Here is an 11,834-nt window from a genome sequence, read left to right as displayed (position 1 = left end):
CGGACGCGGCACGGCTCCCCTTCGCCGAGCGGCGTCGGGGAGCGGCTGCACACAAGCAGGTGCTGACCTGCGGAAACTTGCCCAACAGCCCCCCATTGTATAGGATTTGAGTATCAATCAGTCCCACTGAACGGAGGGCTCCATGAATGCCCCGCTCCTTGGCCGCACCAACCCCGGCTACCGGCGCGAGTGCGGGCACACCCGCAACGGCTGCACGTGCTTCTGGTTCAACGGCCAGGCCGGCGCGAAGGCCAAGCGGCTGCGCCGCCGCCAGGCCCGCAAGCGAGAGGCCGCCGTGGTGCGGCGAAACTTCCTGGGCCTTTGACCTGCGAAAACTTGCTTCCGCCCATGCTGTCATCTAGGATTAAAGTATCAAGAAGGCAAGGAAAGGAAGCCCAGTGCAGCACCTCACCCAGATGCGCGTCCAGGACAGCGACACCCCCGCGGTGCTCGCCCGGACGGCCGTCCTCGAAGCCGCGGCCGTCATCGACGTCGACCCGGGCGAGCGGATCATGTTCGGCGTCCTGATCGCGGGCCGCCTGTTCCCGCTGATCCGCCTGGTGTCCATCGCGCTGACCCACCCGGCCGACTACGCCGCCCAGGACGCCGCCCGCGCCCTGCGTGACCTGGGCTTCCAGACCTTCTCGGCCGACAGCGTCGTCTGAGCCATCCGGCGCGGGCCCACAGGCCCGCGCCGCCTCCGAGCAGAAAGCAGAGCACCATGACCATCACCATCGAGCGCCCGAACCGCGCCCCCGCGAACGAACCGCTGTGGAACACCATGTCCGGCGGTTCCTTCACCGGCACCTGGGCCGAAGCCCGCCAGTCCGCCGGCCTGACCTGGGAGCCGATCGACCGCCCCGTGTGGGACGAGACGATCGTGATCGAGGACGGCGTGCCCGGCGTGAAGTACGTCGAGATACCCGAGTCCAAGCAGCGCGTCCGCTCCGACACCGGCAAGCGCCTGGGTGTGGTGAACACCGGACTCGCAATGATCAACCACGACGACATCGGCGAGATCCTGGAGGCCATCGGCGTGGAGACCCGCATCTCCTGGCGCCGCCTGGGCGAACTGCAGGGCGGCAAGAAGATCTGGGCCCTCGCCGACCTGGGCGAGAGCCGCACGGTACTGGGCGACTTCTCCCCGCAGTTCCCCCACCTGCTGGTGACTGCCGGCCACACCGGCGGGGCTGCGTTCTCCGCCACCACGCTGCTCGCGCGCTACGACTGCGCCAACGTCATCCGCCCGGCCCAGGCCGCCGGCAAGAAGGGCGGCCGGATCTTCACGATCCGGCACACCAAGAACTGGCGCAGCATGCTGGAGGCCGCCCGGCTCGCGGTCCACGGGGCACGGGCCGAGTTCGACACGACCATGGAGGTCCTGGACCACCTGGCGCTGCAGCGGGTGGACGCCGCGGCCGAGGAGCAGTTCGTCCAGCGCTTCTTCCCGCTGCCGCCCGAGCACGAGCGGACCGTGCGCAAGGTCAACGGAGTGGAGACCCGACGCGTCCAGCTGCGGAGCCTGCTGGCCTCGCCGACCAACGACATGCGGCCCTCCGCCTACAAGCTGGTCCAGGGCGCGGTGGAGTGGTCGGACCACGTGCAGTGGGCCAAGAACGCCGAGACGCGGTTCACCCGGTCGCTGGTGGACGCCAGCCCGCACAAGATCCGCGCGGTGAACCTGGCCCGCGACATCGCCCGGGACTTCGCCCTGGCTGGCTGACAAAACCTACTCTGACCAGGTCTTTTCGGGGGCGGAAACTGGCTTCCGCCCCCGACTTCATCTAGGATTAAAGTATCAAGAAAGAGAGAGGACGGCCCCGATGGGCACCGCGTTCAACGACACCGACCCCGCCCTGTGCGCCACCAGCTTCCGCGCCAGCATCACCGACGGACTCCTCAAGGGCGGCATGCCCGCCCCCGACGCCCGCCAGCTGATCGACCTCTACCGCGCAGCCCTGGCCGACGGCACAGAGCGCGCCACCTCCCTGGGCGACCTGCTCGCCGAGGACCAGGGCCCCGTCTTCACCGCGATCGTCGACGCCGGGATGGACGAGGAAGGCGACATCAACCTCTACCAGCTCGCGATCGCCGCCCCCGACGCCGCAACCGCACGCGAGGTCGCGATCCTGTTCGGCACCGAGGCAGAGGACCGCATCACCGACATCGAGGACCCCCAACGCTGGAACCTGTGCGGCCTGTGGGCCGGACGCCCCCTCTACAGCAGCGGCAACTGGTGCCAGATCACCGCCGGCGACCTGCCCGGCAGCTACCTCGTAGACGAGGACACCTACTCCCAGGGACACGCCGCATGAGCGCCACCGCCACGATCTACGTCGACGACTGGTCCTCGCGCTGCCCCCACTGCGGCGCCCAGACCCTGCCACAGGCCCTCACCCACGACCGCGTCTCCGGCTGGCTCCCCGGCCCCGGCTGCGGCGCCCTGTTCACCGCCATCGCCTCCGGCGAGCGCCCCGTCCATCCCGACGTGCTGGCCGAGCTGCGCCCGGACCTGCCGGTCGCCGACACCTACATCGACCCCGCGGCCCGGTCGTGACGCGCCACGAACACCGCGTCGCCCGACGCGGTGAGCACGCACTGGAACCGGTCCGCCAGTTCGCGCGGCCAACTGCCCGACGCCACGGCGGCCGGGGCCGACTCGCGCAGCTCGTCCGGCCCGTACACCGTCACCGGCAGCACCGTCCCACGCACCTGGCCGCGCTCGGCGAGCTGGTCCAGCAGACGGTCCATCACCCGGTCGGCGTGCGCGTCCGCGTCCGCCCCGGCCGGCAGCCACTCGAACGGCAGGAAGAGCACCCCGTGCAGCCGGGCCCGGTCCCGGACCTCCTGCGACAGGCCCAACTCGACGTCCCGCAGCTCCACACCGGCCCGCGGCCGGAGCGCGATCTCGTTGTCCATGCCGGCCAGCATCGCAGGCCAGCCCACCTGAAGCTGGTTGCACCTCCGGTACCTGAAGCGGGTTGCACCTCTGTAGGTGAAGCCGGCTGCACCACCGGAACACCCAGATCTACCCCCCAGTGAAGGAACACCCATCGCGGTCCGCTGCGCGGTCTCAGCGAGGTTCCCGGCCGTCACGGTCGCGCTCCGCGCGCCGAGCGCAAGTCGGGGGCCTCCTCCGGACGCCCGGCCCCCGCCTCCGTGTCACCCGTGGCTGATCGCCTGCCCACTGACCCACAACAGCAACCGACATGAGCAACCATGCACGTTAGGAGCACAACCACCATGAACGAGACCTCCGAGACCAGCACGGCCAGCGCCTTCGAGCTGCCCGCGCTGACCGCTACCGGAGAGCGAACCGAGACCACCCGCTGCCACCGGCTGGCCCGCACCGTCGAGTGGCAGGACGAAGGCGGCCGACGGTTCCAGGTGGCTGCCGTCGAGATCACGTACGTCCTGGACACCACCGAGCAGGCGAGCGGCTTCGGCTGGGGCGTCCAGGACATCGCCCTCCTCAGCCCGCCGCTGCCCGACGGCGCGGTGGCCAGGACGTACTGGCACCCCGGCACCACCTACTTCGACCAGCGCGCCCCAGAGATCGCCCGCGCGGTGTACGCCCGCCTGCCCAAGCCGTCGCCCACCACGCGGCTGGACGTGGTCGTAGAACGCGACAGCGACAGCGACACCACCACCACGGTCTTCGCCGACGGCGCGCAGCTGCCCACCGGGCCGCTGCTGGAGATCCACAACATCGACCCCGGCCGCTCCGGCGGCGGGTGCGACTGGTTCGCCGCCGTCCGCCAGCACGGAGACCGAGTGCCCCGCGCGGTCCGGGATCTGATCGACCAGACCGCCGAGTTCTACCACTCCGGATGCGCGTTCGCCGGAGGCGAGCAGTGATCGGCGCTCCACAGGCCCTCACCGCTGTCGCCATCAGCGCCGATACGGGGGCGTACCGGCCCGCCACGGCTGCCCCGTCGGACACGCCACCGGAAACCCCCGCCCCGGCGCCCGACCCGGGCACGCCCCCGCAGGCGACGGCCTACGACGTGGTCGTGGACCGCGACCCGCACGGGTCGCTGTGGGTGTCCCTGTTCCTGGACGGCACCCCGGTCGGCGCCGACCGCATCCGCGCCCACGCCGTCGACCCCGGGTGGGGAGACGCGACCTGCGGCTGGTTCGGCGACGTGAACCGCGCCGCCGCCACCGCCGGAGCCCCGCCCGCCGTCCTGGCCCTGGTCGAGGAGGCCGCCTCCGGCTACCACCAGGGGAGCGGGAACTGCTCGGGCAGCGGCCCCGCGGGCGCGTGCTCCCGATCGGACCTGGAAGACGGCGAGGAATGCGACGGCCTGGACTGCACCCTCGCGGCCGGCTGCCCGTCCTGCCGCGAGCAGCAGGGGGAAGGGCGTGCCTGAGCTGGAGCTGCGCCGCACCGCCTACCACGAGCGCGTATACCCGGGCGACGGACAGCCCTTCACACAGAGGATCACCGCCCAGCACGCCGACGCCTTGGTCGCCCGCGCCGTACGGCTGCGCTGCCCGGTACGGGTCTCGGTGACCGGGACGGTCACGATCGTGCGCGAGCACGTAGGCCGGGCCGCACGCACCATCACCCTGGAGCCCCTGGTGCGCCCCAGCGAACTGACGGAGCGCCAAGACCTTGACCTGCGGATCGTGGCCGCCGCGCCAGCGCGCCTGGTCGCCGACCGGCACGGAATTCTGCGCATCCGGGCCGGGCTCGCCGAGATCCCGCCCGCCGCCTCGTGGCGCCTGCTGGACCGGGGCTGGTTGGCCTGCCTGCGCCGCGAGGGCGACCCGTGCACGGTCTCCGTGGCAGGCCGGATCGCCCTGGAGCACCGGGCGCTGAAGGCCGAAGGCGCGAGGCCGACCTTCGGAGCAGGGCTGCGCCGGTGGGAAGCCCGGCTGCTCGCAGCGGCCACCGGGCACGAACTGGCCCCAGGCCACACCGTAGTGTAGGATTAAAGTATCAACAAGAATGGAAGTGACCGAAGTGACCGAGTACCCGCACACCTACCGGGCCGTCGTCCCCGTCCGCAAGGACGGCATCGGCGGCGAACTCGACGTCATCCTGGGATGGCACCGAGAAGCCCTCACCGCCAAGGACCTGGACGAACTGCGCACCGCCGCCCGCCGCCAGGCCGTCCGTAAGGGCCTGACCATCACCGGGGACCTGGCCGACATCCGCGTCACCGTCGAGCCGAAGGACGAGCCCCGGGCGGAGCAGCGGTGAGCGCCTGCTACGGCTGCGACAGCGGCCGGTACACCTGCCCCGAGGACGAGGGCAGGCCCGGCTGCCCGTTCATCGCCCCCGGCTCCATGTCCGAGCAGGCCGCCGCCTACCTGGCCGAGGCCGGCGACGGCTGGATCGGAGCCGGATCCGACGGCGGCGGATACCGGTCGTACGGCTGACCCGCGGAGGCACGCCCCCGCGCCGGCAGGTGGGATTAAAGAATCAACAAGGAGAGAGACCATGTCCGACCCCGGCCCCGTCCAGCTCGACCCGCAGTTCACCGATTGCGAGGAGCCCGAGTACGCCGTCGGCGAGACCGTCTACGTCCCAGACCTCCCGCAGCACCTGCGGATGGCCGAGGTCAGCGCCATCGACCGCGCCGCGTTCACCGGCGACGTCCGCTATCGCCTGCGTCTGCTCGACGGCACCGGCCGCCACCGCACCTACCGCCAGCTTTACCCCATCGACTGAAAGACCGCCATGACCGCCAGCCCCACCGTCCGCGAGCTCCACCGTGCCAGCGTCCCTCCCGGTGAGCACGTCGCCCACCTGCGCCAACTCGCCCTCGCGGCCTACAAGGAGCGCCTGCGCGAGCGCCGCCGCCTGCGCGTCCAGCTCAACGCCACCAACGAAGACGTCCTCGGTATCGAAGCCCTCGCCATGGCCCAGGCCACCGCCGCCCTGTGGTTGCCGATCGGGGAGGCACCCACCGAGGCCGCCATCCTCGGCAGTGCCGCCGCGGTACGCGAGCTGGCCCGCGCCCAGCAGCGCACCGACCAATACCCCGATAACGAGGCCGCCCGCCTCTTCCTCGTCCACACCGCCTTCCTGGAGCAGCCCGCATGAACCCCGAACGGCCGGACAGGCAGCCCACCGTAGAGCTGGACCTGGAGTTCGTGGTCAAGGCCGAGGTCGAGTTCAAGGTCCGCGAACGCGTCGAGGTCCCGGCCGTCCTGCGGCGGGACCGGTGGGGCATGCAGGCGTGGCTGCAGGACAACTGCGAGCGCTGGATGGACGACGTGAACCTCAACGACTCCTCCCTGTCGGACCTGATGGTGGGTCCGTACGAGGTCGTCGGCACGGCGGGCGGTGAGCAGTGAGCGGCGGACCGGACAACTCCTTCGCCACCCGCGCCCTGGAGCGCATCGAGCAGCTGACCGATGCCGTGCTGGCCGAGCAGATCGACCGCTACGCCTGGATCTGCGCCACCCGCCGGCGCGGGCACGCCCGCTTCAGGGCCCACGCCCGGCTCTACCTCGCGGCGCTGCGCGCCGAGCGCGCCCGACGCGACCGCGACCGCGACGGCGACCGCGCCCACTGCCAGCAGGGGTCTGGTCGGGCAGGCTCACCGCTGGCCAGCCGGAAGCTCTCTGACCTGCGGAAACTTGCTTCCCCCCACACCGACAGTTAGGATTAAAGTATCAAAAAGGCATGAGAGGAAGCACCGTGGACACCCAGAACGCCACCGTCACCGTCACCCTCGCGGAACTGGCCGCCGACCACGGCGCCACCGCCGGCCGCTGGACCGTCGCCCGCAACGGCGGCACCTGGGACGCGATGACCGGCTACGGCGCCCCCTGGGCGCTCGCTACCGCCCGCTGGATCAGCGACGGCATCGACTGGGTCACCGAGTGCACCATCACCGTCCACCCGGCCGACGGCGGCCCGGCCGTCACCGCCCGCTACAAGTAGAAGAGGAAGTCGCCATGACCACCACCACCCAACCCGAGCGGCTGGTCGCCGAGTTCGGCACCGAAGCCCTTGCCGTCCTGGCCCGCGCCGCCGTCGAACTCCTCGGCGAGAACGGCGACCGCGCCGAGGCCCTGACTGCCGACCAGGCTGCGGCCGTCCACGCCGCCGCCCAGTGGTTCGACCGCGACAGCGCCAACCACCTGCACACCACCGCCGTCGAACCGGTCGAACTGTGGGAGGAGAACACCGTCCTGGTCGAACTCCACGTCACGGCCCACGAGGAACTCGCCTACGACCAGTACATCAAGGTCGAGGTGCCGCAGCCGATCGCCGGCGACATCGACGCGATCCGCGACTTCCTGGAAGAGGAGGAGGACCGCTGGATCGACGAACTGGAGATCGCCCAGTCGGCCGTGGAAGTACGCGACCTCGAGTCCGTCGCCTTCCGCCGATGACCGGCGAACTCGCACCTGCCCTGACCCGCAGGGTCGGCCGCGCCGCCGACGCCCATGCCAGGGCGCTGCGCGCCGCCGCGGCGGACGCCCTGCACGTGCAGCGTGCCTTCGGCGCCGTCGTCGGCTTCACCGACCGCAGCCGCGAGATCCCCGGCTACCCCGCCCCGCGCTGGGTGCTGGAGTCCGTGGACCGCGGATGGCTGCGCTACGGCCGGGGCGACCGCGTCGAGATCACCGGCGCCGGCCGCGCCGAACTCGCCGACTATGACGTCTACAAGGCCGAGGCGTATGAGGTCTGACCTGCGGAAACTTGCTTCCCCGCATCCCGTAGTCTAGGATTAAAGTATCAACCAAGAAGGGGGTGCCCGCCATGGGCTTCCGATTCAGAACCAGCGTCAAGCTCTTCCCCGGCGTCCGGCTGAACGTCGGCCGCAAGTCCGCCTCGCTCAGCCTGGGCCCGCGCGGCATCAAGCGCACCTACTCCACCACCGGACGCCGCACCACCAGCATCGACCTGCCCGGCCCGTTCTCCTGGACCACCAGCGCCCGAAAGAAGACCCGATGACCACCCCCGACGGCACCCCGGCCGAATGCACCTGCCCCGACGGCGACTGCTGGGGCGGGCTGCACAAAGTCCTGACGGACGTGACCCACAGCATTGTGGCCGCCATGCAGCCCCCCGCCAGTCCGACCGTCCTGGACCTGGACGCCGACCTGCTGCTCCTGGCCGCCGAATTGGTCGAGCACGAGCCGGTGGACCTGCACGCCTACACCCGGCGCAGCCTCATCGGACTCTACGACCTGGCGACACAGATGTCCCACCGGCCCGAGGAACGCATCCCGGCCCTGGTGCCGGTGGCGTCCGCGCTGCTGATCGCCCACCGGTCGCTGGTCTCCGGGGAGCGCCCTGACTGGATCGCCGCGACTCTTCAGCCGGCCGCGGCAGCACTGGCCGAAGCGGGCGAGCGGTGAAGCGCCCCGGCTCCACGCCCGCCCACGGTCCGAACGAGGCCGACACCCCTGCCCGGTGCACCTGCGCCGACGGCGGATGGGAAGGTCTGCACGGCGCCCTGTCCGCCGTGGCACAGGGGATCCTCGCAACCATCAACGAGGGCACCGAGCGCGTCGACGACGGCGTCCTGTTCCTCGCCGCGGAGCTGGTCGAGGACGTACCGGTGGACATGCACGTGCGCCGCACCCTGATCGGCCTCTACGACCTGACGACCCAGCTGTCCCACCGCCCCCACGGCCCCGTCGAAGCCCTCAGGCCCGTGGCCTCCGCACTGCTGATCGCCTACCGGTCGCTGGTGGCCGGCCAACAACCCGACCAGATAGCCGGCGCCCTGGAGCCGGTCATCGCCGCCCTGGGGGCGGCGCCCCGGTGAACGCCGACGACTTCACCGTCCAACTGCTGGCTCTGCACGACACGGCGGTCGAGATGGACGACTACTCCGCCGCTCCCCGGCTGCTGGAGCTCTACCGCCGGGCCGCCGCCGGTGAGGATCTTGAGGTCCTGCGCGTCGACCTGGTCGAGCTGACCGAAGCCCTCGACAATGAGGCCGACTGGATGGAGATCACCGGCCTGGACCCGCGGGCCCCGCAGCCCGCCAGGCGCCCCTGGCAGTGGTGGTCGACCGGGGCGAAGGTCCGCTGGGCGTGCGAGGAGCAGCTGGTCGAGGCCCGCGTGCGCTCGACCAACGAGCACGGCAACCCGGAGATCGTGCTCGTCGCCCCGGCGCGCACCGCAGCTGGCCGGACGGTATCGGCCGGCGACGTGTGGACGGCGTTCCCGGACAGCATTCACCCACTCTGACCTGCGGAAACTTGCCATCAGGGCGTCCGTGGATTAGGATTAAAGTATCAAAAAGAGGAGAGTTGCCACCATGGCCACCAAGAAGCACTTCATCCGACTGAGTCGCGAGTTCGACACCCGCGAGGACGCCATCGCCTGGTTCGAGTCCCTGCGCCGCACCGGCCGGATCGAGCCCGACACCGCGCTGTACGCCCCCGACGCCCTGGACAAGAACAACGGCGCCGACCCGAAGGAACTGCTCGTCCGCCGAGCGGGCGACCGCCCCTACGGCCGCCTCGACACCCCGATCGGAGGCTGACCCGTGATCGGCACCATCCTGCAGATCCCGCCCGGCTGCGAGTGGTCCCAGCTCCCCGACAGCGACGAGCGCGTCTACACCTTCGCCCACCTGGGCGGCTGGGTGGCCACCGACCGCCGCGGCCTGGTCCTCGGCACCGCCCACGGCGCGCTGGCCCAGCTCCACCAGTGCGTCACCCGCACCCTGTCGTACGCCGACCTGTCCCACGTCCTCACCACCCTCACCGACGAAGCGACGATGCAGCCGTGAGCGTAACCGTGATCGACTCACTGCCCGTCCCCTCCGGCTACGACCCCAACCGCTGGCAGCTGTCCGACCTGGCCGACCGGGACATCTTCTCCATCGAGGGCACCCCCGGGGTCCGCTACGCCATCATCGCCACCGAACCCGGCAACCTGACCGGCATGGTCAAGGTCGACGCGGTCGCCGACAACGGCCTGGCCAGCGACCGCGTCACCCTCGACCTGCCGTACGGCACCTGGGTCCACGCCGTCCAGCGCATCCGCGAGTACACGGCTACCTGCATACTCTGCAAGGCCCCGGCCGCGATGGTGATGGACACCGCCGACCGCTCCCAGCGCCTGAACGCCCATCTGTGCGACGGCCACCTGGGCACCCTGACGCCGCTGCCGCCCCGCGACTGGGACTACGCCCTGTTCCCGGCCCCCGAATCCGACGACAACGAGGAACCCGAGTACTACCGCGGCCAGGGCCTGGGCGTCACCGCCGCGATCCGCAAGCTGCTGCAGCACGCCATCGAGCGCGCCGACGGCGACCCCCACCTTGAGCTGTGGACCCGGCTGCGCCGCGACGGCACCACGCGCTCCGTGCCGGTCCTGCTCGCCTCCGTGGCCTCCGGCGCGGCCGGCGCCCACGACGTCGACGTCACCGGCGAGGGCCGCACCCGCCTGAGGACCGCCGGCGCCCGGCTCCCAGAAATCCTGGCGCAGTTCGACCGCGACCGCCGCGAGAGGGGGTAGCCGTGGCGCTCACCGAGGAGCAGGCCGCCGCCGTACGGCGCGGCCAGCAGGAGGAAAAGCAGCGCACCGAGCAACTGCGCTCCGAACTCCGGGAGCTGGGCCGCGAACTGCCCGGCCTGCTGGCTGGCGAGTGGCGAGCGGACGAGGCGCCGATCGACGAGTGGAACCCGCGGCTGTACCTGCACCGCGAGGACGGGGTGTTCCTGGTCATCGGGCAGGAGCGGCTGGCCGCGATGCGGTTCAACATCCACGCCGCGCTGCCCCAGGATGGCGCCTACTACTACCGCTTCGACATACAGAGCGGCACCATCACGGTCACCCGGGCCAAGACGGCGGAGCAGATCGCCGTGGACATCACCCGCCGGCTCATGCCCCAGCTCGACGCGGCGATGGTGGTGGTGGTCGAGCGCCAGCACGAGCACCTGGTCAAGGTCGCAGGCGTCGAGGACTGCGTAGCGCTGCTGCGCGAGGTCTACGGCGTCGAAGGCGGCACGGCCAACGCCGACGATCGGCGCAGCGGCGCGGACCGCGACCGGAGGATGACGTGGCACGAGGAACCGCTGGAGGGCATGGTGCGCTTCCAGCGCAGCGCCACCATCGGCCGCCCGGACGCCGCGATCAAGATCAGCAGCTACGTCGCTACCAACGTCGAGGTCACCTTCCACAACCTTCCGCCCCACGTGGCCCGCGCGGTCCTGGCCGCCGCCGCCGTCGCGGTGCGCACCCCGGCGCCGACCGGCGCCCGTCAAGCCGAACTGCCCATAAATGTCCTCTGACCTGCGGAAACTTGCCTACATCTGCATCGAAGTGTAGGATTAAAGTATCAATAAAGGAAAAGGTGAAGCACATGACCGCCACCGACCACGCCCGCGGCGTCGACCTCGCCGTCAAGTACCTCGGCTTCCAGGTCACCTCAGCTACGACAGCGGCCGACGACGCCCGCCGGCACCTGACGAACGCCCTCGCCGACGGCCGCGCCCCCAGGCACCTGATCCGCGACATGATCCAGCACGACGCCAAGGCCGCCCTCTGGGAGCGGATCGCCAAGAACCGGCGCCCCGCCGACAGCCCGGACGACGAGGACCCGATCGCCGCCGTCCGCGCCGCACACACGCGCCTGACCGAGAACCTGATCAACGGCTACCTGACCACACGGTGCACCGACCTCCTCGACCAGGCCGACGCACACGCCGATCACGATGCCGCGGTCCACGTCCTGCGCGAACTCGCGGTCATCATCGCCATGGCGGACCAGCCCACCGCCCAGGCCGCCTGACTCTGGCCGCCGTCGCCGCGGTGCGCACCACGGCCCCGACCGGAACCCGTCAAGCGGGACTGCCCAACGGTGAGCTCTGGCCTGCGCAAACGCGCCAGCGCGCCCACCCCT

Annotated in this window: 27 protein-coding genes; 26 read left to right on the top strand and 1 reads right to left on the bottom strand. The window is 71.0% G+C overall.

Annotation, left to right across the window (positions count from 1 at the left end):
• Window positions 1-142 precede the first annotated feature (142 nt).
• From ACEZDE_RS18985 to ACEZDE_RS18965, 5 genes are all read left to right on the top strand, one after another.
• Window positions 143-325: a hypothetical protein gene (locus tag ACEZDE_RS18985; protein WP_380537495.1), complete on the top strand. Its 183-nt coding sequence runs from the start codon at window positions 143-145 to the stop codon at window positions 323-325.
• Between the two features lie 73 nt (window positions 326-398).
• The gene (locus ACEZDE_RS18980) at window positions 399-665 is read left to right on the top strand and encodes a hypothetical protein (protein WP_380537494.1); all 267 of its coding nucleotides are present in this window, start codon (window positions 399-401) and stop codon (window positions 663-665) included.
• Window positions 666-721: 56 nt separating this feature from the next.
• Window positions 722-1,723, top strand: a complete 1,002-nt coding sequence (locus ACEZDE_RS18975; protein ID WP_380537493.1) for a DUF932 domain-containing protein — start codon at window positions 722-724, stop codon at window positions 1,721-1,723.
• 100 nt (window positions 1,724-1,823) lie between these two features.
• Window positions 1,824-2,315, top strand: a complete 492-nt coding sequence (locus tag ACEZDE_RS18970) for a hypothetical protein (RefSeq protein WP_380537492.1) — start codon at window positions 1,824-1,826, stop codon at window positions 2,313-2,315.
• On the top strand, window positions 2,312-2,557 hold the full coding sequence (locus ACEZDE_RS18965) for a hypothetical protein (protein WP_380537491.1): 246 nt from the start codon (window positions 2,312-2,314) through the stop codon (window positions 2,555-2,557). Before ACEZDE_RS18970 ends, ACEZDE_RS18965 begins: the two co-directional genes overlap by 4 nt.
• Here ACEZDE_RS18965 and ACEZDE_RS18960 read toward each other — a convergent pair.
• Window positions 2,530-2,919, bottom strand: a complete 390-nt coding sequence (locus tag ACEZDE_RS18960; RefSeq protein ID WP_380537490.1) for a hypothetical protein — start codon at window positions 2,917-2,919, stop codon at window positions 2,530-2,532. The genes ACEZDE_RS18965 and ACEZDE_RS18960 overlap by 28 nt on opposite strands.
• A gap of 324 nt (window positions 2,920-3,243) precedes the next feature.
• Here ACEZDE_RS18960 and ACEZDE_RS18955 point away from each other — a divergent pair, with 324 nt between their 5' ends.
• The 21 genes from ACEZDE_RS18955 (at window position 3,244) to ACEZDE_RS18855 (ending at window position 11,723) form a co-directional block, all read left to right on the top strand.
• Window positions 3,244-3,858: a hypothetical protein gene (locus ACEZDE_RS18955; RefSeq protein WP_380537489.1), complete on the top strand. Its 615-nt coding sequence runs from the start codon at window positions 3,244-3,246 to the stop codon at window positions 3,856-3,858.
• Complete coding sequence (locus ACEZDE_RS18950) at window positions 3,855-4,373, top strand: hypothetical protein (protein ID WP_380537488.1); 519 nt, start codon at window positions 3,855-3,857, stop codon at window positions 4,371-4,373. The genes ACEZDE_RS18955 and ACEZDE_RS18950 overlap by 4 nt, the downstream gene beginning before the upstream one ends.
• Entirely contained in the window at window positions 4,366-4,935 is a 570-nt protein-coding gene (locus ACEZDE_RS18945; RefSeq protein ID WP_380537487.1) for a hypothetical protein, read from the top strand. The genes ACEZDE_RS18950 and ACEZDE_RS18945 overlap by 8 nt, the downstream gene beginning before the upstream one ends.
• Window positions 4,936-4,954: 19 nt before the next feature.
• On the top strand, window positions 4,955-5,209 hold the full coding sequence (locus ACEZDE_RS18940; RefSeq protein WP_380537486.1) for a hypothetical protein: 255 nt from the start codon (window positions 4,955-4,957) through the stop codon (window positions 5,207-5,209).
• Window positions 5,206-5,388, top strand: a complete 183-nt coding sequence (locus tag ACEZDE_RS18935) for a hypothetical protein (RefSeq protein ID WP_380537485.1) — start codon at window positions 5,206-5,208, stop codon at window positions 5,386-5,388. The genes ACEZDE_RS18940 and ACEZDE_RS18935 overlap by 4 nt, the downstream gene beginning before the upstream one ends.
• Window positions 5,389-5,449: 61 nt before the next feature.
• Complete coding sequence (locus tag ACEZDE_RS18930) at window positions 5,450-5,680, top strand: hypothetical protein (RefSeq protein WP_380537484.1); 231 nt, start codon at window positions 5,450-5,452, stop codon at window positions 5,678-5,680.
• Between the two features lie 9 nt (window positions 5,681-5,689).
• Window positions 5,690-6,055 (top strand): hypothetical protein, encoded by a 366-nt coding sequence (locus ACEZDE_RS18925; protein ID WP_380537483.1) that lies wholly within the window; start codon window positions 5,690-5,692, stop codon window positions 6,053-6,055.
• On the top strand, window positions 6,052-6,309 hold the full coding sequence (locus ACEZDE_RS18920; RefSeq protein ID WP_380537482.1) for a hypothetical protein: 258 nt from the start codon (window positions 6,052-6,054) through the stop codon (window positions 6,307-6,309). Before ACEZDE_RS18925 ends, ACEZDE_RS18920 begins: the two co-directional genes overlap by 4 nt.
• Entirely contained in the window at window positions 6,306-6,620 is a 315-nt protein-coding gene (locus tag ACEZDE_RS18915; RefSeq protein ID WP_380537481.1) for a hypothetical protein, read from the top strand. Before ACEZDE_RS18920 ends, ACEZDE_RS18915 begins: the two co-directional genes overlap by 4 nt.
• Before the next feature lie 20 nt (window positions 6,621-6,640).
• On the top strand, window positions 6,641-6,901 hold the full coding sequence (locus ACEZDE_RS18910) for a hypothetical protein (RefSeq protein WP_380537480.1): 261 nt from the start codon (window positions 6,641-6,643) through the stop codon (window positions 6,899-6,901).
• A 14-nt stretch (window positions 6,902-6,915) separates the two neighbouring features.
• Window positions 6,916-7,356, top strand: coding sequence for a hypothetical protein (locus ACEZDE_RS18905; protein WP_380537479.1), 441 nt, complete (start codon window positions 6,916-6,918; stop codon window positions 7,354-7,356).
• Window positions 7,353-7,655: a hypothetical protein gene (locus ACEZDE_RS18900; protein ID WP_380537478.1), complete on the top strand. Its 303-nt coding sequence runs from the start codon at window positions 7,353-7,355 to the stop codon at window positions 7,653-7,655. The genes ACEZDE_RS18905 and ACEZDE_RS18900 overlap by 4 nt, the downstream gene beginning before the upstream one ends.
• 71 nt (window positions 7,656-7,726) lie before the next feature.
• Window positions 7,727-7,921 (top strand): DUF4236 domain-containing protein, encoded by a 195-nt coding sequence (locus ACEZDE_RS18895; RefSeq protein WP_380537477.1) that lies wholly within the window; start codon window positions 7,727-7,729, stop codon window positions 7,919-7,921.
• Complete coding sequence (locus tag ACEZDE_RS18890; protein WP_380537476.1) at window positions 7,918-8,328, top strand: hypothetical protein; 411 nt, start codon at window positions 7,918-7,920, stop codon at window positions 8,326-8,328. Before ACEZDE_RS18895 ends, ACEZDE_RS18890 begins: the two co-directional genes overlap by 4 nt.
• A gap of 107 nt (window positions 8,329-8,435) precedes the next feature.
• On the top strand, window positions 8,436-8,741 hold the full coding sequence (locus ACEZDE_RS18885) for a hypothetical protein (RefSeq protein WP_380537475.1): 306 nt from the start codon (window positions 8,436-8,438) through the stop codon (window positions 8,739-8,741).
• Window positions 8,738-9,169: a hypothetical protein gene (locus tag ACEZDE_RS18880; protein WP_380537474.1), complete on the top strand. Its 432-nt coding sequence runs from the start codon at window positions 8,738-8,740 to the stop codon at window positions 9,167-9,169. The genes ACEZDE_RS18885 and ACEZDE_RS18880 overlap by 4 nt, the downstream gene beginning before the upstream one ends.
• A 70-nt stretch (window positions 9,170-9,239) precedes the next feature.
• The gene (locus tag ACEZDE_RS18875; protein ID WP_380537473.1) at window positions 9,240-9,467 is read left to right on the top strand and encodes a hypothetical protein; all 228 of its coding nucleotides are present in this window, start codon (window positions 9,240-9,242) and stop codon (window positions 9,465-9,467) included.
• 3 nt (window positions 9,468-9,470) lie between these two features.
• Window positions 9,471-9,716: a hypothetical protein gene (locus tag ACEZDE_RS18870; RefSeq protein ID WP_380537472.1), complete on the top strand. Its 246-nt coding sequence runs from the start codon at window positions 9,471-9,473 to the stop codon at window positions 9,714-9,716.
• A complete protein-coding gene (locus ACEZDE_RS18865) occupies window positions 9,713-10,447 on the top strand; it encodes a hypothetical protein (RefSeq protein ID WP_380537471.1) in 735 nt (244 codons plus the stop codon). The genes ACEZDE_RS18870 and ACEZDE_RS18865 overlap by 4 nt, the downstream gene beginning before the upstream one ends.
• 2 nt (window positions 10,448-10,449) lie before the next feature.
• Entirely contained in the window at window positions 10,450-11,223 is a 774-nt protein-coding gene (locus tag ACEZDE_RS18860) for a hypothetical protein (protein WP_380537470.1), read from the top strand.
• A 71-nt stretch (window positions 11,224-11,294) separates the two neighbouring features.
• A complete protein-coding gene (locus ACEZDE_RS18855; RefSeq protein ID WP_380537469.1) occupies window positions 11,295-11,723 on the top strand; it encodes a hypothetical protein in 429 nt (142 codons plus the stop codon).
• The last annotated feature ends 111 nt before the right edge of the window (window positions 11,724-11,834 follow it).

The sequence above is a fragment of the Streptacidiphilus cavernicola genome (genome assembly GCF_042510955.1).
Classification (GTDB): Bacteria; Actinomycetota; Actinomycetes; order Streptomycetales; family Streptomycetaceae; genus Streptacidiphilus; species Streptacidiphilus cavernicola.
This window is presented reverse-complemented; position numbering and strand designations above follow the sequence as displayed.

What these genes read in the sequence shown, in the direction of transcription:
- ACEZDE_RS18890 (WP_380537476.1), top strand. Translation starts at nt 7,918, where the DNA reads ATGACCACCCCCGACGGCACCCCGGCCGAATGCACCTGCCCCGACGGC.
- ACEZDE_RS18925 (WP_380537483.1), top strand. Translation starts at nt 5,690, where the DNA reads ATGACCGCCAGCCCCACCGTCCGCGAGCTCCACCGTGCCAGCGTCCCT.
- ACEZDE_RS18900 (WP_380537478.1), top strand. Translation starts at nt 7,353, where the DNA reads ATGACCGGCGAACTCGCACCTGCCCTGACCCGCAGGGTCGGCCGCGCC.
- ACEZDE_RS18975 (WP_380537493.1), top strand. Translation starts at nt 722, where the DNA reads ATGACCATCACCATCGAGCGCCCGAACCGCGCCCCCGCGAACGAACCG.
- ACEZDE_RS18940 (WP_380537486.1), top strand. Translation starts at nt 4,955, where the DNA reads ATGGAAGTGACCGAAGTGACCGAGTACCCGCACACCTACCGGGCCGTC.
- ACEZDE_RS18905 (WP_380537479.1), top strand. Translation starts at nt 6,916, where the DNA reads ATGACCACCACCACCCAACCCGAGCGGCTGGTCGCCGAGTTCGGCACC.
- ACEZDE_RS18960 (WP_380537490.1), bottom strand. Translation starts at nt 2,919, where the DNA reads ATGGACAACGAGATCGCGCTCCGGCCGCGGGCCGGTGTGGAGCTGCGG.
- ACEZDE_RS18875 (WP_380537473.1), top strand. Translation starts at nt 9,240, where the DNA reads ATGGCCACCAAGAAGCACTTCATCCGACTGAGTCGCGAGTTCGACACC.
- ACEZDE_RS18985 (WP_380537495.1), top strand. Translation starts at nt 143, where the DNA reads ATGAATGCCCCGCTCCTTGGCCGCACCAACCCCGGCTACCGGCGCGAG.
- ACEZDE_RS18930 (WP_380537484.1), top strand. Translation starts at nt 5,450, where the DNA reads ATGTCCGACCCCGGCCCCGTCCAGCTCGACCCGCAGTTCACCGATTGC.
- ACEZDE_RS18855 (WP_380537469.1), top strand. Translation starts at nt 11,295, where the DNA reads ATGACCGCCACCGACCACGCCCGCGGCGTCGACCTCGCCGTCAAGTAC.
- ACEZDE_RS18965 (WP_380537491.1), top strand. Translation starts at nt 2,312, where the DNA reads ATGAGCGCCACCGCCACGATCTACGTCGACGACTGGTCCTCGCGCTGC.
- ACEZDE_RS18970 (WP_380537492.1), top strand. Translation starts at nt 1,824, where the DNA reads ATGGGCACCGCGTTCAACGACACCGACCCCGCCCTGTGCGCCACCAGC.
- ACEZDE_RS18920 (WP_380537482.1), top strand. Translation starts at nt 6,052, where the DNA reads ATGAACCCCGAACGGCCGGACAGGCAGCCCACCGTAGAGCTGGACCTG.
- ACEZDE_RS18910 (WP_380537480.1), top strand. Translation starts at nt 6,641, where the DNA reads ATGAGAGGAAGCACCGTGGACACCCAGAACGCCACCGTCACCGTCACC.
- ACEZDE_RS18895 (WP_380537477.1), top strand. Translation starts at nt 7,727, where the DNA reads ATGGGCTTCCGATTCAGAACCAGCGTCAAGCTCTTCCCCGGCGTCCGG.
- ACEZDE_RS18955 (WP_380537489.1), top strand. Translation starts at nt 3,244, where the DNA reads ATGAACGAGACCTCCGAGACCAGCACGGCCAGCGCCTTCGAGCTGCCC.